Origin of the sequence: Campylobacter showae CSUNSWCD (assembly GCF_000313615.1) — a bacterium.
Lineage (GTDB): Bacteria > Campylobacterota > Campylobacteria > Campylobacterales > Campylobacteraceae > Campylobacter_A > Campylobacter_A showae_A.
In genome coordinates, this window is record NZ_AMZQ01000011.1 from 42486 (window position 1) to 68885 (window position 26400).

Consider the following 26400-nt stretch of genomic DNA (forward strand, 5'->3'; position numbering starts at 1 on the left):
AGGATGCGAAATGACGATCGAAGAGCAAAAATTTATCCAAAAGATTTTGGCCGAGCTTGCGCAAAAAGCCATAGAAAAGACTGCAAAGGCGGCAAAAGGCGCCGACTTTGAAAAAGAGCTTAAAAAAGCCGTTGAGCCGATAAAAACCGCCAAAGAGCCTGATGTGGAAGGTTTTAAAAATACTCTTACGCAGCTTGGCGCGGCAGGATTTTTATCACAGATGAACGAACAAAAAATCCAGGAAAAGCTAAGTATCAAAAAAGAGGAGCTGTTGGAGGCTCTAGGGCTAAATACCGATATGAAAAAAAGCCTAAGAGATGAGCTTGAAACCGTGCTAGACGAGCTTTTGACTAAATACGAAAAGGAGCTACGAGCCAGCTTGCAAAGCAACTCCTTGCTAGAAAAACAGCAATCTTTACAAAATAAAAATCCGTCGATGTTAAGTACGGTTTTGGGCATCGTGTAAATTTGGTGTAGTTTTAAGTCGCGGCGAGAATCGGCATGAAATTTGAATTTAATTAAGAATCAAAGCCTTAAAAGCTCGCCGAGGCTAAATTTGCATGTTTTGAGTGTGGTTGCCTATGGAGTTTTTGGTTGATGAAAAAATTTCACATAAAATGGCTATTTTCTCTTACAATCATCAAAATTAAAAATAGCTTTTCAAACTTATATTTAAAACTACCTATCGGTGTTACACAAATTTGCATATCATTAAAATTTAAGCAATGCGTCGCAAAGTCGGTAATAAATGATTGAAATTTGATTAGTAGTTTTTGTATATTTGAAAAAGTAAAAAGGCGAGAGTTTATCTCGCCTAAATTTGATTAATAAAGTCCGAATTTGCCGTCAGAGCGCTTGTAGATCACGCGCATTTTGGCGTCCATATCGTTAAATACGTAAAACTGCGCATCGCTATCTTTTAGCTTTTGCATAGCTTCCTCGATCTCTAGGGGTTTATACAGCTCAAGCTCCATAGGGATTATCTCATCTACTTCGCTGTCACTCGTATGCTCGTCTGCGATCGAAGCTCTAACAGCTTTGCCATCGTCTTTGTTTTTGACGGTGGTGTTTTTGTCGTGCTCGCGACGAAGTACTTTTGATGCGCGCTCAAGCGCAAGATCGACTGCAGCGTATAGATCTTTATCTTTGTGGCGGATTACGATCGTATCTTTTTTTGCCAAATTTAGCGCAAATTCTACGCTAAAGCCTTTTTTGCCGTTTTTTTCGTCCGCAGAAACTACGCAACGACCCGAAATAATATCCAGTCCGTATTTGTTAAGCGCATCAAATGCGTTTTCTATGTGTTGTTTGATTGAGTCTGTTAGGTCAAATTGTTTACCTACGATGCTTAGATTCATCATCTCTCCTTTACGTTAAAGTGCTAGCATTATAGCATATAAAGTATTATTTTAGAGTTTTTGAATCGTTCGTCTAGTATATCTTACCGGAAAGACGTTTGGTTTTGTTGAGGTTACCGTAACGTCCAGTATTATCGTTCCTATAGATGCAGATGTACCGACTGGAATTACTGCTGTGCCTCTACCGGCAGTGCCGTCGCAAAGCCCGATAGCTCCGAATACTTTGTTGATGGTTACGGTTACGGCAAATAAAGACGTTGCTACGTTGTTGGTTGGAAAAGTCGTTTGCATTATATTGGTATTTGTGTCTAACAATGTGCAGTTTGCTGCTTGTGTAAAATTTGTGTTTAGGAGATTAAAAATGGCTATCTCGGTAGCGCCCTGAGCTAAGAGTTCGGCTTGTTCTCGCAAGAATACGTCTGATGTTTGTTTTGCGGTAGTTGCCGAAGTGTTTATCGAAAACATAGCCAATGTAGCCACTAAAACTACAAATATGATTGCTGTTATTAAACTAAACCCTTTTCTCATTAGTAGATTGCCTTTGTTTTGCATACCGTAGTTTCTGCTTCGGCTTGGCTAAGAGACCTACCGGCATCTCTTATGCATAATTTTAACGCCATAACTCCGTTTGCTTCGGTAAAGTTAAATCTAGTGACGTTTGTAGCTAGCAAGCTTGATGGAGTATTGGCGTCATCATACTCTTCACCGATCCATGGTCTAAAGTTGTAGTAAAGCAACAAATCAAAGTCTCCGTTTGGATTTGTAGCGCCCGGTGCAACGGCATATGCAGTATGTAGTAGATAATATTGTTCAGATATAAAATTCGAGCGGTAATTTCTAAAAGCTATTGCATTGTTGTTGGTGGTTAAATTTGTAACTACGCCTACTGATTGAGCTTGGGTTTTGTTATATCCGAAAGATCTAAGAGGGTTTATGTTTACTCCTTTAAACATTATGCCTATATTTTGATTTGCTATGCTTGCCCTTCCAGCTGCTAGATTGTTAGAGGTGATTGTTAGGTCGCTTATATTTTGATTTGCAGTACTTTGTTCATTTGACACTGGCGTAACCAGCCTACTTCCTGGAGTTGCTATTGTGCCACTATTATCTGCGGCATTTCTAGTAGATGTAAGTGGACTGTCTAGGTCGGCCATGCCGCTCCAGCCTCCATCCTGAAAGCTTTCGTAGCTATAGCTAACCCATTCTAAGATAGTATATGTAGCATCTAGTCCCACAGCTGATGTCGGGATAATAGTTCCGTCGGGTTTTTTGCCTATTGTAGAGCCTCTGACTCGTATAGAAAGCCTTTTTGAAATTTGCTCTAAAACTAGCTCAGTTTGCGTTTCGAGCGTATTTATAGCTCTACTTTGCAAATAGTTTTTGTAGATATTTAGTGTAGCTTGAATGCCTGCATAAGCTAGTAATCCAGTAATTACTAGTACCACTGTAAGTTCTATTAGAGTAAATCCTTTTCTTGTATTTTTCATTTTACCATGACCTAGTATAGATATCAGGACTTGTACCGATATTCGCCGAATATGCTCTAAGGGTTATGGTGTGACTGGCTCCCTGACCCGCAGTATTTTGAGTAGTTGCCGTTACGCCAATTCGCCTTATGTCGGGATTGTTTGCTCCAGACATATCCTCGGATAAGCCAATGCTACTAACCAAATTTGCTGTTATTATACTATCTCTATCGTATCCGGCAGTACTCCTTATCTGTGTTGTTATATTGTTAAACGATGCTAAATCTCTAGTACTATTTTCCCATGTTGCGCATGCTACTCCTGTTCTTGCGATAGTGGAAAATATTCTTCTGCCTTCTTGCGGTATATTGTTTGTGGTATAAAAATTATTTAAACCTCCAAATATAGGAGTCGAAAGTCGCTCATAGTTAGCGTCTCCAGTGCAACTCCATGATGCCGTAGATATGATGGCGAGTCTTGTTTTGGAGTCCATAACCGTCTCTTGTATTACAGCCATTTTGTTGTTATCTGATACTGTAGAAAATATTTTCGGCAAGGCAGCCATCGTCAAGCCTATAATGACGATGGCTACTATGAGCTCTAGTAAAGAAAAGCCTTTTTTCATATTTACCACTCTAGTCTCTTGCTTGGTTTATTGACGATATTGTTCAACTTGCCTTGGCCGTCCGCACCTACTACGTTGCCCACTCCTACGTCATTACCTTTTTCATTAAGTGCTCGTCCGCCCCAAGATGAGTTGTTTGAGGTGAAGTTAACGATAAATCGATTTGCGGTAGCCGCTGCGTTAGAAGGATCGAATATTAACCAACTTGAACCATTCATTAATACGATATCGGCTCCGGCTATGGTGCTTGATAGCCTTACGCTTTCCACGCCATTTACTATGGCGTTGGTTGCGGCTACTGTTGTGGTAGCGGCATTTGTAAATACACCGTGCGTTCCTTGAATAACATTATTGTGAGCCGTATTTTTAAACCAATGATTCGCTTGAGGCAGTGCGTTGTTTGTTGCTATCAAAGGATATTTTGTTGTACTGCATCCATTGCAGTAGATGCCATAGTATATATCCGCATTAAAACCAGTTGCCGGTCCGGTATATGTCGGTGCATATACTTGACCGTAGTAAAAGGTGGTGTTTGTTATTTTTGTGCCCGCAGGTTTAACGTATGTAGCTCCGGTAGCGCTAGCCATAGTAGGAGAAGCCGTAGATGAGATGTTGCTAAATGTAAATACGTCGCTAGAAACTGTAAATGGGTTTTTAGCCAAATTTGTAGCTCTAGCGAAGTTAAATCTTATACTTACTTTTGCTGTAGCATCGCTATCGGCAAATGCATTTGCTAGGACTCTATATTTACCATCATTAGCTGTGCTAGGAGTCACTTTTGTTGCATTGGTGCCGGCGTTATTGTCAAAAAATACTACTTCGTTTCTTACGCTCGCAAGGTTTCTTGCTAAAACAGCAGTATTAGTGGTTGCTGAGTTTGTCGTTTCGCCGTTATTATCGGTATAACCGGGAATGATTTGATCTATATCCATCTTAAAATTAACATTTTGTGCGTAGCAACTTTTTGTATATAATTTTGCAACACTACTAGCGCTATCTCCTAAACGCGCTTGTATATCAAATGTAGCGGCAGAACTCATGGCTCTATCGTTTGAAAGGTAAGTCATATCGTTGGAGAAATTTGAGACTACTAGATTGGAAATAGCTATTGAATCTGGCGCAAAGCTTAAAAACATTTCGCCTTTGATGTCGCAGCCGACTTTTCCATTTGCGTCTTTTGTTATGGCATCGCTATGTTTTACACAGTCGTCTTCAACGCTATCTACAGACGTAAAGCTTGCATCCTTTATATACAGCTTGGTCAAGCCTATATCAGGATATGAAAAATTCGTACTACTATTGCTATTTAGCACGCCTTTACCTTGACTAAATACGGCTTTTGCATTAATGTTTTTTAAATTTGACACCACGGTAGCAGGTAGCGCATTTTCACAAGTAGTAGATAGTATCGGTGTAAATCTTACTATTTGTTTTTTATCTTTATCATCACTTTGCGACATATCGGTTATTAGGGTTTGAGCATAACCGTCTGCGATATTGTTGGTGCCATAAACTGCAGCCATGCCCACGTTTGTATATGGGGTGCCACCGACTAGTAGCAATGGGGAGCCTTCTGAAGTGGTTACGATCGATCCGTTGTTTTGAGCGACAAATTTCTCCGGCCTGACCGCAAAGACGTCAGAATAACCGCATTGGGATTCCCAAGCGTTTTTTTCTTTATCGAAAACGGAAATATTAAAAAATAGCTTACTATAGGCATTATTTATCAAAAGTCCTTGCACTTTTACTATCCCAAGATTTTCGTCAAGTTCTACTGCAGGTTTAGGGCCGTTTAAGACTGAAACTCCAGTAGCATCACAACTAGTTACTACATCTAGTCTGACTTTTTGCGTTTCACTAGGGCCTGTTGGTGTTTGACCTGCTGTTAAGCTATTAGATAAGAAAGCAATATTGATATCAAATGGCTTTCCTGCAATTTGAGTAAATAAATTTTCATTATCGCCTTTTTTTGCGAATTTTTCATTTACGACTTTGTATTTACCTGGATCCATGATGGCTAGGTAGTATTTTTTATTACCTTGACACGGGTTAAGTACGCCGCCATATTTAAGTTTCAAAAGATCATTTTTAAATTTTACTTCATAATTCACTAATTTAAATTCTTTATTTAGCGTCATATCGTATTGGATATAAGCATTGTCGTTTTTCTTAATCGTTCCACCTTGAGATCTTGTTGCGCCTTGTCCTATGTTAAAAGCTATACCTTTATCTAGTGGCAATACGCTTTGTAGGCCTGTTGGACTATTGTCGGTTTGTAAAGTGCCGATCGTAAAACTTGAGTTTGTGGTGTATGGATTTACATAGGTAGTATTTTCCTTGTACTTTGCGCTTTTTTCGTCTATTAAAGCTGATACTTCTATGAAGTGTGCATCCTCGTTGCCTTCGTTGGTGACTTTAAGTTTGGATCTTAGTATGCTGCCCTTGCTGACAACTGTTTTGGCACCAGGATCAGTGCTTACTTCGGCAAAGCTAGTGCCGTTGTTTGAACTCACAAAAAGCTCTTCCACATAGCAAACCTCTGGTATATAAGCGTCGGTAGAAAAAGCAACCATGCCAAGAGTGGCCTCGTCACCAGAATTTCCTTTTATTTGTGCGGTTAGTCGTACTTCGGCCTTAGATTGACCGTTTCCTAGTTTATCTGTTATATCATAGGTGTCAAGATCCATACTAGCATTGTATTTTTTACTTGAATTTAGATGCTTTCCAAATCTTGATATAGTAGAGTTAAATTGCTCTCCCGCTTTATTTAATCCCCCATCATCTACAGATTTAAAAGGCTTTGTGCTATCCTCTCTTATTTCTATTTTTTCCGCACTGATTTCTTTGGCGGCGCCAAAAGATAAAGCCGTAAAGCTAGAGACGATATTGCCGTTTAATGGAGTAAAAAAGCCGTCAAATTTAACAGTGGCGCTTCTTTCTAGTCCCAAGCTTCTATTTATAGGAGTTAATACGCTTATGCCTTCATATATATTTACGCCTTTTGGTTTTATTCTTTGTACGCTTGATGGACCGAAGTCGTAAACTATTGCCAAAGCCCATCCGCCATAACGAGGAGTATATACGTTTCTAAACGATCCATCTACGTTTATAACGGCCAAAATAGGTTTTTCTACAGTAGTCTTTATGTCGCCAGCGCTAAATGTTCTACTAGCCGCAGTATTTCCTAGTGAGTCTTTAACTAATTGTGTTACGTCTACGCTAGCTTGATACTGAAAGCTAAAAGATCTGTCATGCGAGCTATATGAACCATCCCAGTAGGTGTTTTCTTCTAGGGCGGTTAAATCGTATATGCCTTTGGGGGTTTTGAATCTTATCTTATTAAAATCCTTTATTATATTAAAATACCCATCTCTCGTCATTTGGTATTGACTGCGACCAACAATACGTCCGGCCCAAAATAGCCTTGCAAATACTATTTTTTTCCCGGTTATTTCATTGTCTATACTGCCCCCATTTCGATCTTTTATGTCGGAAAAGTTAAAGGTAGCTTTCGCGGAGTTTGTCGTGTATCCAAAGTCTTCATTTTCGTATACTACCTCTGAGATAGAGGTTTGCCATGGTGTAGGCTCAAAATTATATCCTCCGTTTTTCATCTTGAGGATACTAGCGCCGATGATCTCTACGTCGCCGTATATTGTTTTAGCCTCAGATTTTTCACCGCTTACTATCGTATAAATTGGTAGCTTTTTAAAATCAGGCGTTTGCTTATTGTCTATACCGCGCTCTCTACCGTGGCTAACCATTGTGCTCATTGTATGAGTGAGTCCATTTTTGTCGGTATATGTTTCACTCCAGCAACATGTAGCTATCAGTAAAGGAATCGTAAAGATTCTTAAAAAATTCATTTTTTCTCCATTAATTGTTACTTCTCTATAAAATCCGAAATTTTTTCAGCCTGTTTGTACATCGGATATGTCCATGCGTCAAGCACTATCTGCGATAGCGTCATATTTGTCATATTGCAAACGATAGGAGCGATGAAATTTACCGTCGATGTCTCGATCGGAGTGCTCACGACCATGATGTTGTAAATCCTTAGCTCGCTTTTGTCGTTTATGTCCATCAGCTCCTGATAGTACGTTGGTATCTCAAATTCGTAATTTCTCAAGGCGTATGGATTTATCGCGGTAAAAGACGTATCGTCGTCCTTGCTTTGAAGCTTTATGAAAAATTGATCTAGCTCTTTTAATTCATAACTTTTAATATGCTCAAAGCCTAAAATCGGACTTTTGACTTGAAAAATCATATATATCTCCTTAATTAAATATTTACTTTTTACGCGAATTGTATCCAAAATTTCCTATTTTTAAGCATAAAATGAAATCAAATTTACCGAAAAGCAATAAAAACAATGGTAAAATAGTCTGTTTTAAAAAATTTAAAATTTAAGGGAACGTATGAAAAATTTGATCAAATTTTTATCTGCGGTGTTTTTTGTTTGTTTAATCGGCGGTTGTGCCGACAAATACACCGAGCTTTATAATCTAACGCCCGATCAGTGGTACTCTGAGATCATCGGCGATATCAAAAATCGCGATCTAGAAAGCGCCGACAAACACTACACGGCGATGTCTAGCGAGCACGTAGCTAGCCCGCTTTTGGAGCAAATTTTACTGATATTAGCTCAGGCTCACGCTAACGACGAAGAGTATCTGATGGCGAATTTTTATCTCGATGAATACCTCAAAAGATACGGCGACGGCGGCCCTAGGAGCGAATTTGCGCAGTATTTAAAAATAAAAGCGAATTTTGACTCGTTCTCGCAACCCAATCGAAACCAAAAGCTAATGCAAGACAGTATTGCCGAGATAGAAAAATTTCTCTACATCTACCCAAACACGCAGTATCGCCCGCTGATCGAAACTATGCTGGTTAAATTTAAGCTCGCGATCTACAACCTAGACGTGCAGATAGCTGATCTATATGAGCGTACCGGCAGAGACGAGTCGGCGCAAATTTATAAAGAAAAGGTGCAAGCCTCGCCGCTAAATGACGCAAACATCGTGCTTCCGCAGCTTCCTTGGTATAGAAAAATGTTTGAATAGGAGCTGAATTTGCAAATTTACGAATCAAAAATGTTCCCGACACAACTACCCGTCATCGTCGAGGACGAGCTGTTTTTATATCCATTTATGATCACGCCGCTTTTTTTGAGTGATGATGAAAATATCGAAGCACTAAATTTAGCCCTCGAGTCGCAGAGTCCAATCCTCGTCGTGCCGACGAAAGCGCAAAACGAAGGCGCACGAGAATTTGACTCCATCTACGACGCAGGCGTAATAGGCACCGTGATGAGGCGGGTGCCGCTACCTGATGGTAGGGTAAAAATTTTATTTCAAGGCACGAGTAAGGGTCGCATAGTCTCAAAAGTATCCTCAAAACCGCTGCAAGCCGTCGTAGACGTACTGCACGAAAAAAGACCCGAAAATACCAAAAGCGACGCGCTACTAACCGTACTTCGCGAAAAGGTGCGAGATCTGGCCGCGCTTAGCCACTTTTTTCCGCCGGATCTTTTAAAAACGATAGAGGAGAGCGCCGAGCCTAGCCGCGTTTGCGATCTTATCTTAAGCTCGCTAAGGCTAAAGAAAAAGACGGCGTACGAGTTTTTTATTGAGGAAAATTTGGAGCAAAAGCTACTAAAACTCATCGACTACGTCATCGAGGAGATCGAGGCGAACAAACTTCAACGCGAGATAAAAAACAAAGTCCACTCAAGGATCGATAAGGTAAATAAGGAGTATTTTCTAAAAGAGCAGCTAAAGCAGATCCAGCAAGAGCTCGGCTCCGACACGAGCCGCGAGGAGGAGATCGAGGAGTACCGCAAAAAACTAGAAGCTAAGAAAAAATTTATGGGCGAGGACGCGTATAAGGAGATAAAAAAGCAAATCGACAAACTATCGCGCATGCATCCTGACTCCGCCGACGCCAACACGACGCAAAGCTACCTCGACTGGGTCGTAGAGGTGCCGTTTGAAAACCTGGCGAACAAAAAACTAAGCGTGCAAGAGGTCACAAAGCAGCTAAACGCCGATCACTACGGGCTTGAGAGGCCAAAAGATAGGATAGAGGAGTATTTTGCTCTGCGCGAGCTTTTGCAGCTACGAGGCGTAGCTGGCAAGGTAAATAACGGCGCGATATTGTGCTTTGCGGGGCCTCCTGGCGTCGGTAAAACGAGCCTAGCAAACTCTATCGCAAAGGCTCTAAAACGCGAGCTAGTGCGCGTGGCGCTGGGCGGACTGGAGGACGTAAACGAGCTGCGCGGACACCGCCGTACCTACATCGGCGCGATGCCGGGACGTATCGTGCAGGGGCTAATCGAAGCAAAGCAAATGAATCCCGTCGTAGTGTTAGACGAGATCGACAAGGTCGGCAGGAGCTTTCGCGGCGATCCGACGGCAGTGTTGCTAGAGATCCTGGACCCTGAGCAAAATAACAAATTTAGAGATTATTACTTAAATTTTAATATCGACCTAAGCAAGGTTGTTTTCGTTGCGACGGCAAACGACGTGAGCGCCATACCGCCCGCACTGCGCGATAGGATGGAGTTTATCGAGCTTAGCTCTTACACCCCGCAGGAAAAATTTGAGATCGCTAAAAAATATCTAATCCCTCAAGAGCTCAAAAAACACGGCCTAAAGCCTGGCGAAGTGACTCTAGGCAAAGAAGTGTTAAGCCTCATCATCTCGGACTACACGCGCGAAAGCGGGGTGCGAAATCTTCGCCGCCGCCTAGCAGATATCTTTAGAAAAGCGGCGAAAAGACTACTCGAGGGCGAAGCACAAAAGATAACCGTGACGACTAAAAATTTGAACGAATTTTTAGAAAAGAAGGTCTTTGAGATCGAGCATGCCGATAAAAAGCCGCAGATCGGCCAGGTAAACGGGCTGGCGTGGACGAGCGTGGGTGGCGACGTGCTAAAGATCGAAGCCATCCGCATACAGGGCAAGGGCGGTCTGCAGATCACCGGCTCTTTGGGCGACGTGATGAAAGAGAGCGCGTATATCGCATTTAGCCTCGTTAAAGTGCTAATCGATGCTAAAAAGATAAAAGTGCCTGCCAAAATCATTCCGAGCCTGCCTGACGACGTCAAAGACGGTGTGAAAAAAGAGCCGAGCGCTAGCGAAGTGTATCGTCGCTACGATCTGCATATCCACGTACCCGAGGGCGCCACGCCAAAAGACGGCCCGAGTGCCGGTATCACGATGGTGACGGCGATCGCCTCGATCCTAACGGATACCAAAGTGCGAAGCGACGTAGCAATGACGGGCGAGATCACGCTGAGCGGCCGCGTGCTACCTATCGGCGGACTAAAAGAAAAGCTCATCGCAGCGCATAAGGCTGGTATCAAAACCGCTCTGATACCGCGCAAAAACTATGAGCGCGATCTGGGCGACATACCGCAAGACGTCAAAAAAGACATGCAAATCATCCCGGTGGACGTCATCGAAGACGTGCTAAAAAATGCGTTCGTCACAAAGTGACTACTAAATTTGATTAAATTTGGCCTCGATAGCGGGGCTAAATTTCTACTTTAATATTATCAATTGATGATTAAAAATTTTACTTAGGCTCAAGATAAGTTAAAATTTTTGTATGGCACAGATACCATGATTTTACTGATATTTTTCAAAGTAACGAGCATGATGAAATAGAGTTTAGATGCAATAACTGTAAAGTTAGAAAAAGATTATATTGCATTTTACTAAAATCGATAAAATGCTTTGCAGACAATAAAACCAAGCCGCGCTAAAATTTACTTAAGTTTTATTGAGCGCGCGTATTTCTTAGTATTTGCTATTTGTGCTTAGGCTAAGTCTGGGATATATGCTTGATCTTATTTCTTCGTTTGCTAGCATAGTTTGAAGCTTAGAAGATAGGATGGATGGGCTAGTGGATTCTAGGGATTTAGCAAGGGAGGAGAAGGATACGGATTTGGCGGATAAAGAGACGCCAAACAAGTAAACGATAAAAAACAAAAAAGATATCCTTTGCAAACTCTACTTTCCTAACTACTCTGAAATTTAGGTCTAAATTTAATCATAATGACTCTTAATAAAGCATTAAAAATACCTAACAATCAATAATATTTTAAAAATAAATACCGATTATAACTTAAATGCAGTTTAAGAGGATTGTGGGTAAAATGCATAAATTTGAATTTTGGTGAGTAAAATACAGAGAGATTATGATAAAGAGCCTATAATAATAAGAGACTTAAGTAGGTTTTATAGATATTTTACGCTTACCCTAGTGATGCTTCCGCTATTGTTTTATTGTTTGGCGTATTCTTACAACAGTGATGTTTTTACTAAAACCATCATACTTGCTACAATGTCTATTGGTTTGCTATTTTATAGCATACATAAAAATATCCAATATTATAAAAATGGCAAACAGATTTTTGAGATAAATAACCAAAATATCAAATATTCAACTTTCGATTTAAAGGCTGATTTTGCGGTTGATAATATAGAAAATGTAGAATTTGTTTTGGCAGCAAATCACGAATATGGAAAAGATGCTTATAAAGATAAATCACTATTCAATCTTGTTTTCAAAACTGATATTTTGGAGCTTTTCTTTTATGTATCTACTAAAATTTTAATAGTTTTGATATATGCTTTTTTTATTTTGCCTTTTAAATTTATTTCTCGCAAATCCATAAAAACCTTTTTAGTATTTTTTAAAGACGGTGGTTATTTAAATATTGTTCCAAACAATAAGGTTGAATTTAATGAGCTTTTGTCATTTTTTAAAAGTAAAAATATAGCCGTAAAAAATAAATCAAATTTAATATATACTTCGCACGAAGAAACCAAAATAGGATAATAATTGCGCTATGATTTTTAAAAAGATTAATTAAAATTTGCACTCAAGGAGTTTTGAATGGAATCAAAAGATTTTATGGATGAGATATTAAATGTTGCAGACACTATGTTGGCCGTTGGGGCTAGCGCTGTGCCATGAGGCCCAACTGGGAAAAATGCATTACAATATTGGTATGTAAATTCTCATTCTGTTGGCTTGAATTATACAAGAAATATTCTTAAAGGTAAGAATTCTTATCAAGCATGGGGAAAAGTGGTTGGTGACACAATATCATTAGTTGTTGGGGGGGCAAAGGAATAGATAAAATATTCAAACCGGGAACGGCCTTAAACTTGTTATCAAATGGCGGACTTTCATATACTGTAAATCACTTCAGTCCGCTTGGCGATTATATGTCTGATGTTTTTGATACTTATGTGAGGAATGCAGACGAATTTTATACAAGACTACATAATGATAAAGAATATAGAGATAAAATTTTAGAAACTACTAAATCTTTACTTCCAAATTTTAGTGAAATAGGTAAATATTATTCAGAAGTTACCTTGGGGCAATTTTGGGAGGATTTAAAATACGTCTTTGGAAGGCCGCCATCAAGCAATGAAGGAAGTTTGGTTTATAATATGTCATACAGCCCTCAAACAAGCAATATAGCTGTAAGAGATATCAATAAGACGCATAGTGGTGAAATAGAAAAATCAATAGTCCAAGAAATAACTAAATATGACTTTATAAAATCCGTAACCCTCAACTCCCACACCTACGACATAAGAAACCTTTCAAATTTAGAGATAAGAAACGCAATCGATAAGATACCTCAGGTATCTTTCCTGCTTTCCGATATCATGATAAGAACGGGCGAAGAGCTGGATCTGGGAAGCAAGGGAATATACAAAGTAAAAAGCGGAGATACTCTATTAGCCATAGCCAAAAAACGGTATGATTACTAAAGACTTATTAAAACTAAATACTTGGCTGGTAGATGAAGGCAGTGTATCTTTCCTGCAAAACAAAGTATTGGTAGAATCAAACATACTGGCTCTAAACGAGATAGATCACGTCCTAACAGGCGATAGAAATGCCGAAAATATACTCATAGGCGCAAATGGAGGAGATGATACTCTGGCGGGAGGTAATAAGGCAATAAAGATGATTATACTAAAGATTACACTAAAAGGCGGAAAGAGTTTAGGTGTAACAGTGGCAAAGAAACAAAAGATTTCTATCATATTTTATTCAAGACAACAAGAGGTCTTAGGATGGTAACGAAAGTAGCAACCAAAAGTCTACTGAAGTTACATATCGTTGTTTTTTGTCTTATCAATCTTAGAAAAGTGATGTAGGGGTTCGGAAATAAAATTTAAAAAATTAAGCCCTAAAAAGGGCTTAAAAATTATAGTCCCTCAAAAGGATTGGTTACTACGTCGTCGCGATCGACTACGTAAGGTATCAAAGCTGCTTGGCGAGCGCGTTTGATAGCTTTTTCGACCATCTCTTGGTATTTTTTAGACGTTCCTGTTAGTCGTCTTGGCATGATTTTAAATCTCTCTGACAAGCAGTACTTTAAAAGCGAAGTATCCTTGTAGTCGATAAATTCTATTTTTGCCTCTGTAAATTTGCAGTATTTGCGTGAATATTTTCTTTTTTCAGCCATTGTTTTTTCCTTAATTAAAATGGTATCGTTTCGTCGCCGTCATCGTATTTGTCGGCATCTATATCTATTTCTCGGACGTTATCACCGTAGTAATCGTCTTTTGGCTGTTGCTTTTGCTGCTGCGGTTTATTAAAATTTTGCCTTTGCGTACTGTTTTGAGGATAGCTATTTTGTTGATTTTGTCCACCTAGATAGCTGCCGCTGTAGCTGTTATTTTGGTAACCGCCTTGTTGATAGCCTTGATTACTATTTTGATTGTATCCGCCTTGCTGTTGTCCTCCGCCTAGCATCTCCATATTTTCCACACTGATCGTGTGTTTGCTTCTGTTTTGTCCGTTGTTGTCCGTCCATTGGTCAAATTTTAAGCGACCTTCTACTAGAAGCTTTGAGCCTTTGGAAAGATATTGGTTTGCTATTTCCGCTTGTTTTCCAAAAAATGTTATGTCTATAAAGCACGTTTCTTCGCGTTTCTCGCCGTTCACGTTAAATTTTCTCGTTACGGCGATAGCGCTGTTGCCTATGGCTGCGCCCGCGGTCGTATATCTAAGCTCGATATCTCGTGTTAAATTTCCTACCAAAACGACTCTATTAAACATTTTTTGTCCTTATTCTTGCGCTGCCGGAGCTTCTTCTGCTTTGACTTTAGGTTCTTTTCTGTTTAGTTTGATGCCCTTGCTCATCTTTTCCCAAGCGGCGATCTCTTTTTTGTTTTCAAATTTGACCGTTAAGAATTTGATGATCTCTTCGGTGATTCTGATGATACGCTCGACTTCTGCGATAGCTTGTGTCGGAGCTTCGAAATACACGACGAAATAAGTTCCGCGCTCGTATTTTTTCACGGTATAGGCTAGTTTTCTAGTGCCCATAGACTGAACAGACGCGATGTTTGCGCCGTTTTTGGTTAGGATTTCTTTAACGAAATCAACTTTTGCGCTTACTTCTTCTTCCGTCAAAGTAGGCTTCAAAATGAACAAAAGCTCGTAGTGCTTCATTGATTCTCCTTGTGGGTATTAAGCTCGCTTGCACGGTTGCAAACGGGCAAGGAAGTCTTTCGACAAGAGCTGATTTTATCTTTTTTTTACTTAATATTTGCTGTTTTTGCCGATAAGATTTTGCAGGCCCAGCACGCAGGAGAGCAGAAAAGTTTTTTTATCAAGCGCAGAGTTTGTTTTTAGCTCAAATTCTGTCAAATTTAATGCGGTAAAAATTTCCCTATACGCTTTTAAATTTACAGCCAAGCACTGCCTTTTTAGTTCATTTGCTACGTTTGGTGGCGGTGCATAGCCGAGCGTTTCTTTTATGTCAAATTTACCAGTTATTTTGATACCCGCATGTAGTTTAAAAAGTCTAAAAAATGCGCGGTAAAGCGAGTTAATAAACAAAATTTCATTAAAATTTCCATCGTCCGCGCAGGAGAAAAAATCGGCTCTGATATCTTTTAGCGCGATAAATTTATCGAAAAAATCGTCAAAACTCACACTTGATAGCGAAAAAACCAAGCTTCTCACGATATTTTCGTTTATGGGTTCGTTTAGAGAGGCTAGTTTGTTGAGTTCGCTTGCAGCCAGATATAGATTTTCATTATGTATGCGGTAGAGTTCAAAAAGCGCGTTTTTTGTAATATTTAGGTTCATTTTTGCGGCCTGTCTGCCGAGTAAATTTACGGCTTCTTCGGGAGATCCCGGTTTAAAAAATCTTGCAAAATTTACCCCGAAAGCCTTTTGCGTATCAAAAACCGCTTTAGCATCGGGCTCAAAAAGCTCGAAGACAAATACGCCGCCGTTTTTGCAACCGTCTATTAGGATTTTTAGTTCTTTTGCGGGGATTTTTTTGTCGCTTTTTACGTGCAAAAGCGGACTGTCGCCAAAGAGCGAAGGCTCGCAAAGATGCGCTCGCGCGGCGTCAAAATCGTACTCGTCGTAGTAAAGGCTCAAAATGTCAAAATCTTTAAATTTGGCTAAAATTTCCTTTGCAAAAAGCTCGATTTGGTATTCGTCCGCGCCGTAAAGCAAAAAATAATTTGGAAATTTAGCCGAATTTAGCGCGGCCTCAAGCTCTTTTCTATACATCGATTTTCTTTACTACCTTGCCGAAAATTTCGGCCGTCGCGATATTTGCGTCCGTGATTTCGACGATGACTTTTTGTAGCAAATTTACACCGTACGCGCCCAAAAATATCCTGGCGCCCTTTATCTCGTCGTCCAGCCTAGTGACCGCGACGTTTTGATTTTCGCTGATATAGGCGTTAAATCGCTGTCCGATACGCTCTTTCGCCCAGCGCGCGAATTTCCTATCCATAAAGTCAAATGCGACCCTGTCTGCTTCGCGCTCGAGTTCGCTTAAATTTGAGCAAATCGCTTCGATATTTAAAAGCAAGTAGTTAAAAAATTTCTCGTCGTTGTGCAGTTTGGCCTTTAAAAGGCGGTGTAGCGTGAGGTCGGAGTAGCGGCGGATCGGGCTCGTAAAGTGCGTGTAGCGCTCAAATCCCAGTCCGAAGTGGCCTAAATTTTGCGCACCATATTCGGCCTTTTTTTGCGATTTTATGATGAGTTTGTCGATCTCCTCGCGGTTGCCTACGGCGTCGGCTTGAGCTTGGATTTTGCGAACCAAATTTGCAATATCGCTTTCATAAACGAAGTCAAAGCCTAGAGCGCCGAGATCTTCGAGCAAAATTTGTATTTTTCGCAGATCCGGCGAGCCGTGATTTCTAAAAACGCCTTTGCCGATGCGTTTTGCCGCCGCGACGTTGGCTAGCAGCATGCAGTCCTCGACTAGTCTATGCGAGTCGGTATCGGTCTCAAACCTCGTAGAGGCAAGCCCGCCGTCTGCGTCAAGGCTCATGCGAAGCTCCTGCGTCCTAAAGTCAAATGCGTTTTTCAGGCGTTTTTTGCGCAGACGCGAGGTGAGTGCGAAAAGAGGTTTTATCCAGCCGATTTCATCCTCGCGTTCGCCGCGTAAAATTTGATCGACCTCGTCGTAGTTAAAGCGTCTTTGTGAGACGATAACGGCTTCTAAGAGCTCTTCTTTTGCGACTTCGCCCTCTTCGCCTAACGTGATTTTGAAACAAAATGCAAGGCGCGCGGTATTTGGCTTTAGCGAACAGATATTTTCGCTCAAATTTCTCGGCAGCATCGGCACGGCTTTGTGCGGAAAATATATAGAAAATCCGCGCGTTTTGGCCTCTGCATCTATCGGAGAGTAGGGGGTTACGTATTCGCTCACGTCAGCGATCGCGACGTAAATTTCGCGTTTTTTCTCGTCAAAATATATCGCGTCGTCAAAGTCTTTGGCATCGACGGGATCGATCGTGCAAAATGGCAAATCCCGCAAATCCGCTCGCTGCGGGTACATCGTAGGATCGACCTCGTCGCCCCATGCGATCGCTTCAGCTTCGCACTCTTCGCTAAATTCATCGTTTTTGTTAAAGACGGCGAGCGAGATTTTTTCGTCGCTGAGCGGGTCGTTTATGTTGCCGATAACCTCGACTATTTCGTTGTTTAGGTTGCCGATTTTTAGTAGCGTGCCGGGCGGCAGCATTTTTAGCGATTTTTGCGAGGCTTTTAGCGGCGAGCTAAGCGCTGTTTTTACGTTTACGCCAAGAATTACCGAGCCTATTTGTTTAGTATAAACAACGCTTGTTTCATTGGCTAGTTTTAGCGTCATCACGACTTTAGCGCTTTGACGTTTTTTCTTTAGCGGCAAAAGCTTTGCGAGTACGATATCGCCGTAGTGCGAGGCGTTTAAATTTTTGTTTTCTATTATTATATCTTGCTTAAAGCGTTTGTCGTAAGGCGACAAAAAACCTGTGCCGTTTGCGCTTATATCAAGCTTGCCGCAAACAAAGCCGTTATTTAGGTAGTAGCGATCTTTGTGGTGGCTTGCGGCGTTTAAATTTAGTAAATTTCGTAGGATTTCTTTATCAGAGGAGGCGACTTCCTTTTCGCTCACTCCATCAAGTAGTTTGGTTAAAAAATCTTTCACAAATTTGCTTTGACTTTTGCAACGGCTTCTAGGAATTTATCTTGCGCAAAGCCGTATTCGTCGAGACACATTAGCGTATTTTGCAGATTATCGTCGTTTAGTTGATCAAATAGATTTACGGCATTTTTTACTACTTTGAGCGCTTTTGAGTAGCTTTTTATGTGTTCAGGCGCATCGTCTGGGTTATTTGAATATAAGATTGCGTCGACAAGCTCAGGCTCAAGATTCCATTGTTCAAAAATTTTGGCAGTCACTGTTTCATTTGAAATGCCTACGATTTCATTTTCTAGCTCAGATACGTCAAATGGACTTGAAATATTTTTTAATTTTGCCTTAAAATCATCAACTTTTCCGGTTTCATTTAGTTCATTAGAGATGATGATTTTACCTACTTCTAGCATAAAAGAGGCTGGACTTAAAACTGCAAGATCGCTAGCGTTGATTTTTGAATACCAGTTATACATTAGAGCATTTTGCATTATAGAAATATTTAAAAAATCTTGACTGGTAATACCGTATGGATCTAAATTTATCTTAAAGCTTTTTTTTACTGCGCTTGATAGGGCAAAGCCGCGTATGGTTGCCATGCCAAACAGCGTAATTGCTCTTGATATCGTGGTTATTTCTCTGCTAAATCCATAAAGAGGCGAGTTTGCGGAACGTAATATATTTGCTGTTAACATAGGATCTTTTTCGACTATTTGAGATAGGTCGTTAAGCGAACTATTGTCGTCTGAGCAAACGGTTTGAATTTTTATTATTGTATCGTCAAGTGGTGGAAGAGCCTTTATATGTTTATAAATTGATTCATTCATTTTTTACACTTTGCATCGAGATTTTATAAGCCACAATTCTACACTAAAAGGCTTTTTAAAAAACTTAAATACATATGTTAAGCTTATTTTAGCGACTAAATAGTATAATCTCACAAATTTTTTAAGAGGAGAGAATATGGCAGTAAGTATTTACTATGACAAAGATTGCGATTTGAGCTTGATTAGAAGCAAAACCGTAGCGATGATAGGTTTTGGCTCGCAAGGCCACGCGCATGCTGAAAATTTACGCGACAGCGGCGTAAAGGTGATCGTAGGTCTAGCAAAGGGCGGTAAAAGTTGGGCAAAAGCCGAAGCAAAGGGCTTTGAGGTAAAAACAGTAGCCGAAGCGGCAAAGGCTGCAAACGTCATAATGATACTGACTCCGGATGAGCTTCAAGCAGAAATTTTCGAGCGAGATATAAAGCCAAATTTAAACGAAGGCGACGCGATAGCTTTTGGACACGGCTTTAACGTGCATTTTGGACAGATCAAAGCTTCTGAGGGCATCGATGTCATCATGATTGCTCCAAAAGCGCCTGGCCATACGGTAAGAAGCGAATTTGTACGAGGCGGCGGCATCCCTGATCTAATCGCTGTAGAGCAAAACGCAAGCGGAAAGGCTAAAGAGCTAGCTCTAAGCTACGCTAGCGCGATCGGCGGCGGCAGAACGGGCATCATAGAAACTACATTTAAAGACGAGACCGAGACCGATCTTTTTGGCGAGCAGGCGGTACTTTGCGGCGGACTTTGCGCGCTGGTAAACGCAGGTTTTGAGACGCTGGTAGATGCCGGATACGAGCCTGAGATGGCGTATTTTGAGTGCTTGCACGAGCTAAAACTAATCGTGGATCTAATGTATCAAGGCGGCATGGCCGATATGCGCTACTCTATCTCAAACACCGCAGAATATGGCGATTACGTGAGCGGTCCGCGCGTCATCGGCGAAGATAGCAAAAAAGCAATGAAAGAGATCCTAAAAGAGATCCAAAACGGTAAATTTGCAAAAGACTTTATCCTCGAGCGCAAGGCTGGATACGTGCGCATGAACGCAGAGCGCGGCATCGCCGAGAGAAGTCTGCTAAATCAAACCGGCAAAAAACTACGCTCCATGATGCCTTGGATAAGTGCGGGCAAACTCATCGACCAAAGCAAAAATTAATTGAACTCGAAACCTAGAAAAAAGGCCGCGAAAAGGCGCTCCAAAAAGGGGCGCTCTAGCGGCGGACTAAAGCTACTACTTTCCGTTTTTCTCATCGCCTGTATCTTGCTTGTTGGGGCATTTTATCTACTGGACGTCAGGGTAAAGGTTAAAAGCGACAATGCGCTGATAGCTAAAATCGAGCGGTATTTCGGCGATAAAAGCGAGCCCGAGCAAAAGCAAAATTTAAGCCACAAACCAAGCCTTTCGGCCTCAAACAGCTCTGAAAAAGTCACCATAAAAGACGCACAGGCTGCATCTGGCGCGCACTCTAGAGCAAATTTAACCGATATAAAGGCGATTTTTGATGAGGCGGAAGCTAAAGGTAAAATAAAAATCGGCGGTGAAAAAGCTAGAGCCGAAGAAAAAAACGATCAAAATTTGCCAAACGTGCAGGGCAAATTTGATAAAAATGGGCAGGGCGTGCCTGCAACTAAAGATAAAATCTCGTCCGAGAGCGTAAATTTAGCATCCCGCGACACTTCCGAGCTGGACGGCGCAAACGCTAAAAAGGTCGGCGAGCTAAATTCGTCAAATTTAAGCTTTAAAAACGAGCCAGCTAAAACCGCTCAAAATGGAGGCGATACCGTCAAATTTGACGCCTCGCAAACGCCTCAAAGAACGCATATTTTTGCAAATTCCGAAGCCGTGATCTTTGACGATACGCCTATGTCGCAGGCGCAAAATAACTCCCTCGAGCAAACGTTAAAAAAAGATAAAATTAATATCGAATTTAGCGACGCAAACGATCAGGCGGGGCAGGTCGAGGCGAAATTTGACGCCGAAAATGCGCCGCAAATTGACGAGTCAAACAGGCAAGAGAGGCTTAAAAATGACGAAAAGGCCAACTTTGCAGACTCGCAAAAGACGGATAAAAAAAGCTCGACCAAAACAAATGAAGTAAAAGCCGCCGTAAAAGCGGGCTACAAACCGCGCCTAGTCATCATTATCGACGACGTGGCGTACAAGCACCAAGCAGACGCGATAAAATCGGTAAATCTAAAGCTCACGCCATCCTTTTTCCCGGCTACTTCCGCCCACCCCGAGACGCCTGTTTTGGCACGACGTTTTAGCTTTTATATGATTCACTTGCCTATGCAGGCTCTAGGCGGCTTTAAGGGTGCTGAGATCGGCACTCTCACGGTCGACGACGACTATGAAAAGATCGCGAAAAAACTGCAAAGTATCAAGCGAGACTTTCCGAATCTAAAATACATCAACAACCACACGGGTAGCCGATTTACGAGCGATGCGGCCGCGATGGATAGGATGATGCGGGCGGTGCGGGACGAAAATTTGATATTCGTCGATAGCAAGACGACCTCGCCGACCAAGGTTTACGGCGCGGCGAAAAAATACTCGATGCCATACATCGCGCGCGACGTGTTTTTGGATCACGACGGCTCCAAGGCGGCCGTGCGAAAGCAGCTAAAATACGCCGTCGAGCTAGCCAAAAAGCGCTCCTACGCCATCGCGATCGGACATCCGCACAAAAATACGCTAGAAGTCCTGCAAGAAAGCGCCAAACTCCTGCAAGAGGTCGAGGTCGTCTATTTAAAGGACCTTTTTTGAACGTTTTAACCGAGCTTCCGCGCGGCCTTTTGCGTCTTAAAAAGCTGCCGGCAAAGCTATATTTTGAGGGAAATTTAGCCCTGCTTGAGCGACCGATGGTTTCGATCGTGGGCTCTAGAAAGGCAAGCGCTTACACTAGGCAGTGCGTAGAGGCGCTGGCTAGGACGCTCGCAAACAGCGGCGTTTGCGTGGTTAGCGGAGCGGCCATCGGCGTGGATATCGCCGCGCACAAGGGCGCTTTTCCGCATACCATCGCCGTTTTTGGCAACGGACTAAATAAAATCTACCCGCAAAGCAACGCCAAAATCATCAAAGAAATTTACCAAAACGCACTGGCTCTTAGCGAATACGACCCGGGTGAGCCGCCGCTTGCTTATAGATTTTTGGAGCGAAACCGCATCGTAGTCGCGCTCTCGCAGGCTCTAGTCGTGGCACAGGCCGATACTAAAAGCGGCTCGATGCAAAGCGCGCGTATGGCAAAGGAGCTTGGCGTGCCGATATTTACGCTGCCTCAGCGCCTAGGCGAGAGCGACGGGACAAACGAGCTAATAGCTAGCGGCGCGGCAAATTTGATAAACGATTTTGACGCTTTTGCGCTTCGTTTCGGCGGTAAGCCAGTATCCGCGCAAGAGGACGAGGTGATAAAATTTTGTAAAAACGGCGCGAGCCTCGATGCGGCTTTGGCAAAATTCGGCGATAAAATTTACGAATACGAACTAGAAGGCAAGCTGCGAATATCAGGGCTTACGGTATTTGCTGAGTAAAATTAGCGGCTTTTGAGCTCAAATTTACGCCGTGCGAGTTTTGATAAAACGGCGGTAAAATTTGAAGTAAAATTTATCGGCTTGACGGCGGTAAATGTGTTTTGGCGACGTTTGATTTTGTAAATTTGTGGAGCGTGGCTATCAAATTTGAGCCTGCCCGTCGTCAAATTTATCGCTAAATTTGAGAAAATCTAAAGGACGAAAATGAGCATAATGGCCATCGACGTGGGGTTAAAACGTATCGGCGTGGCGCTAGCCGTCGGGCAAACCGTGATGCCGCAAACGCCCGTACTGCGCAAAAACCGCAATCAAGCTGCGCGCGACGTTAGCGCCGTTTTGCGCGAATACGGTGCAAAAAAGCTAGTCGTGGGCGTGCCGCTTGGGGGATCTAGCGAGGACGAGATGCGGCGGCGGATCGCGCACTTCGTGTCGCTGCTCGAATTTGACGGCGAGGTGGTCTATCAGGACGAGGCGATGAGTAGCTTTGAGGCGAGCGAAATTTACGCCGATGGCAGGCGCGACGGACGGCTAGATAGCATCGCTGCGATGATTATTTTGAAGCGGTATCTGGGGCTTTGAGGCGGTTTGCAAAATTCGGCGCGTGGTAAGATGGCGGCAAATTTGAGTTTTTACGCAGGTCTACGCCAAAGAAGCCCTCGCAGCCAGCTGCTAACGATGAGTAAAATTTGAGTTAAATTTACGTCTCGGCGCTAAATTTAACCGAGGTTTTTCGTAAAATTTAAGAGTGGCTGATTTGCGAGTCAAATTTGACTTGTGGGTTAGGCGTGCTACGACTCGGAGTCAAATTTATCCAAACCTAGCCAGCCGATCAGCTATAGCGCCGTATCCAATCATCTAAAAAACGTGTGGAACCGATGCTCGCCGTTTTTCATGACGGTAAGCGTCGCTTTGATTTGGTTTGCAAACTCGCAAATCGTTTCAAAAGAGGTTAGACCGTCCTTTTTGCCATATAAAATATGCGTCGGCGCCGTCCAGCAGATAGGATGCTCTCTGGCGTAGCAAAGATATTTCCACGAAAGTTTTTCCCCAGACCCCGTGTCCAGCTCGCCCATATCTCGCAGCTCATCCTCGCTCACGCGCGCCTGCGACATCACTTTTTCGATTAAAATTTGCATATTTACGATTGGCGAAATAAAATACGCCTTTTTTATCTCCATGCCCTGCAAGGCATGCATGGCAAAAAATGCGCCGATACTGTTTGCGACGATTGTCACGGATTTGCGGCTTTTAAGGATAGGCTCAAAAAACGGCACAAATTCCTCTTTCGCCTCCCGCGGGGTGCGAGCCTCGTAATCAAATCCCAGCACGTCGCTATCTGCAAAAAGCGGTTGAAAATGAGCCGCTTCTTGCGCGCTTCCGCCTTTACCGTGTATGTACACGATTATGTTTTTCATGATTTTTCCTTTTTGCGGCCGCTAAAATTTAGCTTTGCAGCAAGTGGACGGATGATGCAAAGCGCGCTTTGGAGCCGTTTGCTCTAAAATTTGAGCAGTCCGTCCTCGTCAAATTTAAAATCAGGCCCCCAAGCCACCTCCCAGTAGTATCCGTCCGGATCGGCAAAATACGCGTGGTATCCGCCCCAAAACGCAACTTGCGGCTCCTTGACGATAGTTCCGCCCGCCTTTTTTACTAGCTTTATGACGCTATCCACGTCCTCTTTGTTTTTTACGTTATAGGCTAACGTGATGCCGGCAAATCCGCTTCCTCTCGGCGGATCGTTTTCGTCGATATCTCGAGCCAGCGCGTCTAGCGGGTAGAGCTCAAATTTAGTCCCAGGCGTATTGAAAAAACATACCGGCGGATTGTCCTCTTTGCAATCCGTCTGAAACCCCAGGCCTTCGCGGTAAAATTTGAGCGCTCTTTGCATGCTTCGCACGCCTAGGCAGATGCAGGTTATTTTATTCATTTTGGCCTCCGTTATTTGGGCTTATTATATCATTTTGGCGGTAGCGGTTTTGGATCAAATTTGACGTTATCAAACAAAGCAGGGCGGTTTAATGAGCTTTAAAAATGCGAGTAAAATTTCAAAAAGCTAAATTTTATCCCCGTTTTGCGTCTCAAATTCATAAGCTTCGTTTAAGATATGCACAAGAGTGTCGGATAGATACGGCTGATCTAGCGTCCAGACGCGAATTTTCGGGTTTAAATTTGCCGCCGAGTTAGTGGTTTTTAACACGACCAATGCAATCTTTTTTTCTATCAAGATCGCAACTAAAGCATTGTTTATCTCGCTTAATAAACTTTCTTTTATAAAGACGATATTTGGGTGAAATATCATATCCTCTATGTGACGTTTTATGATACTCCAATCGCCGCTCGGTTTCACGTCTATACCGATAAATTCTAAATCTTTTTTAAGTATGTTAAATGCGTAAAGGTTAGGCTCTGCGACAAGAGCGCTAATTTTTTTCGGATTTTTTATTTTAAGGCTTTTTATGAGATCAATCTTGTCGTCGCAAATGTGTAGTGAAATATATGTGCAGATGCGTACTCCGTGATCAAACTCAAATCTAATACTCGAGTTATTTTGTTTGGCTATAGTCTTTGCGATTTCGTAAAATTTGCGACTTTTTGCATTTATATTAATGTGGGGCGTATTTTTGTAAGTAAAAAAAGCGCGGTCGCAGTGTACGCTAATTGCAAATCTAATGTTGCTTTTATAGTAGTTTGAGAGCAAAAATTTGATCGTAACGGTTGAGTTAGAGACATTTAAAAGGAAAATCTGAGCAATTGAGTCGATAAGTTTCGTAAGAGTCGCAATATCGGCGTAAAACAGCCTAGGATAGGCGATGTCGTAGTCTAGTAATACGTAGTTTCCTTTTTTTTGAGCATCCTCGTTTAGCGAGGAAACTAAAAATAACAAACCGCCTGCAATATCGACTTTTGGCAGCGTGTTTGCTTCGAGAGATTCGCCGGTTTTGCTAATCTGGGTCGTTTGCGTCGCATCTGTTTTTATCACGGTTTTATCTGGTTTTTTAAATTTATCTACAAAATAAAAACTGCCTAGCGCTACTATATAAAGTGTTGCGAAAATAATAAAAATGTATGCAAAGCTCACGGCTATATAACCAGCATCGCATCGCCGTAGGAGTAAAATTTATACTTTTGCTCTACAGCCGTTTTATAAATCCGCATAGTCTGCTCAAGTCCGATAAAGCTGGTAACTAGCATGATTAGCGTTGATTTTGGTAGGTGAAAATTCGTAAGCAGGTAGTTTTGGCGGATGGGTTTGTTGTTTAAATTTAAAAACAGCCTGCACTCGCCGCTAGATTTGCCGCTTCTGGCAAACTCCTCTACGCAGCGCGTTACCGTCGTGCCTACGCCCAGGATCGGTCTATTTGAGCGGATCAAATTTTGCGTATCTTGCGGGATATCGTAAAACTCCGCGTGCATCTTGTGCTGCGTGATATCCTCGCTCTCCACGCTCTTAAACGTCCCAGCGCCCACATGCAGCGTGAGGTAGGCTATCTCGCGGCCTTTGGCTAGGCGCGCGATCATCTCGTCGCTAAAGTGCAGGCTTGCCGTCGGAGCCGCCACCGCGCCCTCGTTTTTAGCAAACACGCTTTGGTACCAGCTCTCGTCATCCTCGGTGTCGCTTCGTTTGATATATGGCGGCAAAGGCACGTGACCGATGTGAGATAGGACTCTATAAAGCGCGGCCGCATCCAAAAGCTGGTCATTTTGGCTAAATTTGACCGTGCGCGAGCCGTCGCCAAAGAGCTCGCAGACCTCGGCGGTTAAATTTTCGTCGAAATTTAAAACGCTGCCCGCGTGAACCTTGCCTTTTATATAGACGCTAAATTTACCGTCCGCAAGCGGAGAGTTTAGCAAAAGCTCCGTCTCGCCGCCGCTTTGTTTTTTGCCGAAAATTCGAGCTTTCACCACTTTGGTGTCGTTAAAAATAATATCACAAGGCGGTAAAATCTCTGGCAAGTCGCCAAATTTTAGATGAGAGATTTTCCCGCTAGCTCGCTCGTAGACTAGCAACCTAGCGTCCTCTTTGGGAAAGGTCGGGAAATTGGCGATTAGCTCCGGCGGTAGCTCGTAGTCGTAGGCGTCAAGTGAGTTTGGATTTAAAATTTGACTCATCTGGCTA

Annotated in this window: 26 protein-coding genes; 10 read left to right on the plus strand and 16 right to left on the minus strand. The window is 42.3% G+C overall.

What is annotated here, in order from left to right; genetic code table 11:
- Positions 1-10: 10 nt before the first annotated feature.
- The gene (locus CSUNSWCD_RS08350) at positions 11-466 is read left to right on the plus strand and encodes a hypothetical protein (RefSeq protein WP_009495823.1); all 456 of its coding nucleotides are present in this window, start codon (positions 11-13) and stop codon (positions 464-466) included.
- A 358-nt stretch (positions 467-824) separates the two neighbouring features.
- Here CSUNSWCD_RS08350 and hpf read toward each other — a convergent pair whose 3' ends face one another.
- From hpf to fliW, 6 genes are read right to left on the minus strand one after another with little or no spacing between them, the layout of a single operon-like run.
- Entirely contained in the window at positions 825-1358 is a 534-nt protein-coding gene (gene hpf, locus CSUNSWCD_RS08355; RefSeq protein WP_009495827.1) for a ribosome hibernation-promoting factor, HPF/YfiA family, read from the minus strand.
- Between the two features lie 51 nt (positions 1359-1409).
- Complete coding sequence (locus tag CSUNSWCD_RS08360; RefSeq protein WP_244263920.1) at positions 1410-1838, minus strand: hypothetical protein; 429 nt, start codon at positions 1836-1838, stop codon at positions 1410-1412.
- Between the two features lie 47 nt (positions 1839-1885).
- Positions 1886-2845 carry a prepilin-type N-terminal cleavage/methylation domain-containing protein gene (locus tag CSUNSWCD_RS08365; RefSeq protein ID WP_009495829.1) on the minus strand — a complete coding sequence of 320 codons (960 nt, stop codon included), beginning with the start codon at positions 2843-2845 and terminating at the stop codon, positions 1886-1888.
- A 1-nt stretch (position 2846) separates the two neighbouring features.
- Positions 2847-3449, minus strand: a complete 603-nt coding sequence (locus CSUNSWCD_RS08370; protein ID WP_034964726.1) for a type II secretion system protein — start codon at positions 3447-3449, stop codon at positions 2847-2849.
- 2 nt (positions 3450-3451) lie between these two features.
- Complete coding sequence (locus CSUNSWCD_RS08375) at positions 3452-7315, minus strand: hypothetical protein (protein WP_157788748.1); 3864 nt, start codon at positions 7313-7315, stop codon at positions 3452-3454.
- A gap of 17 nt (positions 7316-7332) precedes the next feature.
- Positions 7333-7716: a flagellar assembly protein FliW gene (gene fliW / locus CSUNSWCD_RS08380; RefSeq protein ID WP_009495835.1), complete on the minus strand. Its 384-nt coding sequence runs from the start codon at positions 7714-7716 to the stop codon at positions 7333-7335.
- 151 nt (positions 7717-7867) lie between these two features.
- Here fliW and CSUNSWCD_RS08385 point away from each other — a divergent pair, with 151 nt between their 5' ends.
- From CSUNSWCD_RS08385 to CSUNSWCD_RS08405, 5 genes are all read left to right on the plus strand, one after another.
- A complete protein-coding gene (locus CSUNSWCD_RS08385) occupies positions 7868-8515 on the plus strand; it encodes an outer membrane protein assembly factor BamD (RefSeq protein WP_002946404.1) in 648 nt (215 codons plus the stop codon).
- A gap of 9 nt (positions 8516-8524) precedes the next feature.
- A complete protein-coding gene (lon, locus tag CSUNSWCD_RS08390) occupies positions 8525-10951 on the plus strand; it encodes an endopeptidase La (protein ID WP_009495838.1) in 2427 nt (808 codons plus the stop codon).
- 682 nt (positions 10952-11633) lie between these two features.
- On the plus strand, positions 11634-12299 hold the full coding sequence (locus CSUNSWCD_RS08395; RefSeq protein WP_157788749.1) for a hypothetical protein: 666 nt from the start codon (positions 11634-11636) through the stop codon (positions 12297-12299).
- Positions 12300-12631: 332 nt separating this feature from the next.
- Entirely contained in the window at positions 12632-13249 is a 618-nt protein-coding gene (locus CSUNSWCD_RS08400) for a hypothetical protein (protein ID WP_009495842.1), read from the plus strand.
- On the plus strand, positions 13239-13565 hold the full coding sequence (locus tag CSUNSWCD_RS08405) for a hypothetical protein (protein ID WP_034964701.1): 327 nt from the start codon (positions 13239-13241) through the stop codon (positions 13563-13565). The genes CSUNSWCD_RS08400 and CSUNSWCD_RS08405 overlap by 11 nt, the downstream gene beginning before the upstream one ends.
- Positions 13566-13692: 127 nt before the next feature.
- Here the strand turns inward: CSUNSWCD_RS08405 and rpsR are convergent, their stop codons facing one another.
- The 6 genes from rpsR to CSUNSWCD_RS08435 all read right to left on the minus strand — a co-directional run bounded on the left by rpsR (position 13693) and on the right by CSUNSWCD_RS08435 (position 18749).
- Complete coding sequence (gene rpsR, locus CSUNSWCD_RS08410; RefSeq protein ID WP_004319507.1) at positions 13693-13953, minus strand: 30S ribosomal protein S18; 261 nt, start codon at positions 13951-13953, stop codon at positions 13693-13695.
- A 14-nt stretch (positions 13954-13967) separates the two neighbouring features.
- Positions 13968-14549: a single-stranded DNA-binding protein gene (locus CSUNSWCD_RS08415; protein ID WP_009495845.1), complete on the minus strand. Its 582-nt coding sequence runs from the start codon at positions 14547-14549 to the stop codon at positions 13968-13970.
- Positions 14550-14558: 9 nt separating this feature from the next.
- The gene (rpsF, locus tag CSUNSWCD_RS08420; protein ID WP_009495847.1) at positions 14559-14945 is read right to left on the minus strand and encodes a 30S ribosomal protein S6; all 387 of its coding nucleotides are present in this window, start codon (positions 14943-14945) and stop codon (positions 14559-14561) included.
- 90 nt (positions 14946-15035) lie between these two features.
- Complete coding sequence (gene holA, locus CSUNSWCD_RS08425) at positions 15036-16022, minus strand: DNA polymerase III subunit delta (protein WP_009495849.1); 987 nt, start codon at positions 16020-16022, stop codon at positions 15036-15038.
- Positions 16015-17934, minus strand: coding sequence for a VacB/RNase II family 3'-5' exoribonuclease (locus tag CSUNSWCD_RS08430; RefSeq protein WP_009495851.1), 1920 nt, complete (start codon positions 17932-17934; stop codon positions 16015-16017). Before CSUNSWCD_RS08430 ends, holA begins: the two co-directional genes overlap by 8 nt.
- A complete protein-coding gene (locus tag CSUNSWCD_RS08435; protein WP_009495853.1) occupies positions 17931-18749 on the minus strand; it encodes an HDOD domain-containing protein in 819 nt (272 codons plus the stop codon). The genes CSUNSWCD_RS08430 and CSUNSWCD_RS08435 overlap by 4 nt, the downstream gene beginning before the upstream one ends.
- Positions 18750-18885: 136 nt before the next feature.
- Here CSUNSWCD_RS08435 and ilvC point away from each other — a divergent pair, with 136 nt between their 5' ends.
- The 4 genes from ilvC (at position 18886) to ruvX (ending at position 22862) form a co-directional block, all read left to right on the plus strand.
- Entirely contained in the window at positions 18886-19908 is a 1023-nt protein-coding gene (gene ilvC, locus CSUNSWCD_RS08440) for a ketol-acid reductoisomerase (protein WP_009495855.1), read from the plus strand.
- The gene (locus tag CSUNSWCD_RS08445; protein WP_009495857.1) at positions 19909-21519 is read left to right on the plus strand and encodes a divergent polysaccharide deacetylase family protein; all 1611 of its coding nucleotides are present in this window, start codon (positions 19909-19911) and stop codon (positions 21517-21519) included. It abuts the gene before it with no gap.
- Complete coding sequence (gene dprA / locus CSUNSWCD_RS08450; protein WP_009495859.1) at positions 21516-22283, plus strand: DNA-processing protein DprA; 768 nt, start codon at positions 21516-21518, stop codon at positions 22281-22283. Before CSUNSWCD_RS08445 ends, dprA begins: the two co-directional genes overlap by 4 nt.
- 204 nt (positions 22284-22487) lie before the next feature.
- The gene (gene ruvX / locus CSUNSWCD_RS08455; RefSeq protein ID WP_009495863.1) at positions 22488-22862 is read left to right on the plus strand and encodes a Holliday junction resolvase RuvX; all 375 of its coding nucleotides are present in this window, start codon (positions 22488-22490) and stop codon (positions 22860-22862) included.
- A 272-nt stretch (positions 22863-23134) separates the two neighbouring features.
- On the opposite strand, the gene CSUNSWCD_RS08460 is transcribed toward ruvX, so the two are convergent.
- The 4 genes from CSUNSWCD_RS08460 to queA form a co-directional block, all read right to left on the minus strand.
- Positions 23135-23698: an alpha/beta hydrolase family protein gene (locus tag CSUNSWCD_RS08460; RefSeq protein ID WP_009495865.1), complete on the minus strand. Its 564-nt coding sequence runs from the start codon at positions 23696-23698 to the stop codon at positions 23135-23137.
- Between the two features lie 83 nt (positions 23699-23781).
- The gene (locus tag CSUNSWCD_RS08465; protein WP_034964715.1) at positions 23782-24210 is read right to left on the minus strand and encodes a VOC family protein; all 429 of its coding nucleotides are present in this window, start codon (positions 24208-24210) and stop codon (positions 23782-23784) included.
- A 126-nt stretch (positions 24211-24336) separates the two neighbouring features.
- Positions 24337-25362 carry a hypothetical protein gene (locus CSUNSWCD_RS08470; protein WP_009495873.1) on the minus strand — a complete coding sequence of 342 codons (1026 nt, stop codon included), beginning with the start codon at positions 25360-25362 and terminating at the stop codon, positions 24337-24339.
- A 2-nt stretch (positions 25363-25364) separates the two neighbouring features.
- The gene (gene queA / locus CSUNSWCD_RS08475; RefSeq protein ID WP_009495875.1) at positions 25365-26393 is read right to left on the minus strand and encodes a tRNA preQ1(34) S-adenosylmethionine ribosyltransferase-isomerase QueA; all 1029 of its coding nucleotides are present in this window, start codon (positions 26391-26393) and stop codon (positions 25365-25367) included.
- Positions 26394-26400: the final 7 nt, after the last annotated feature.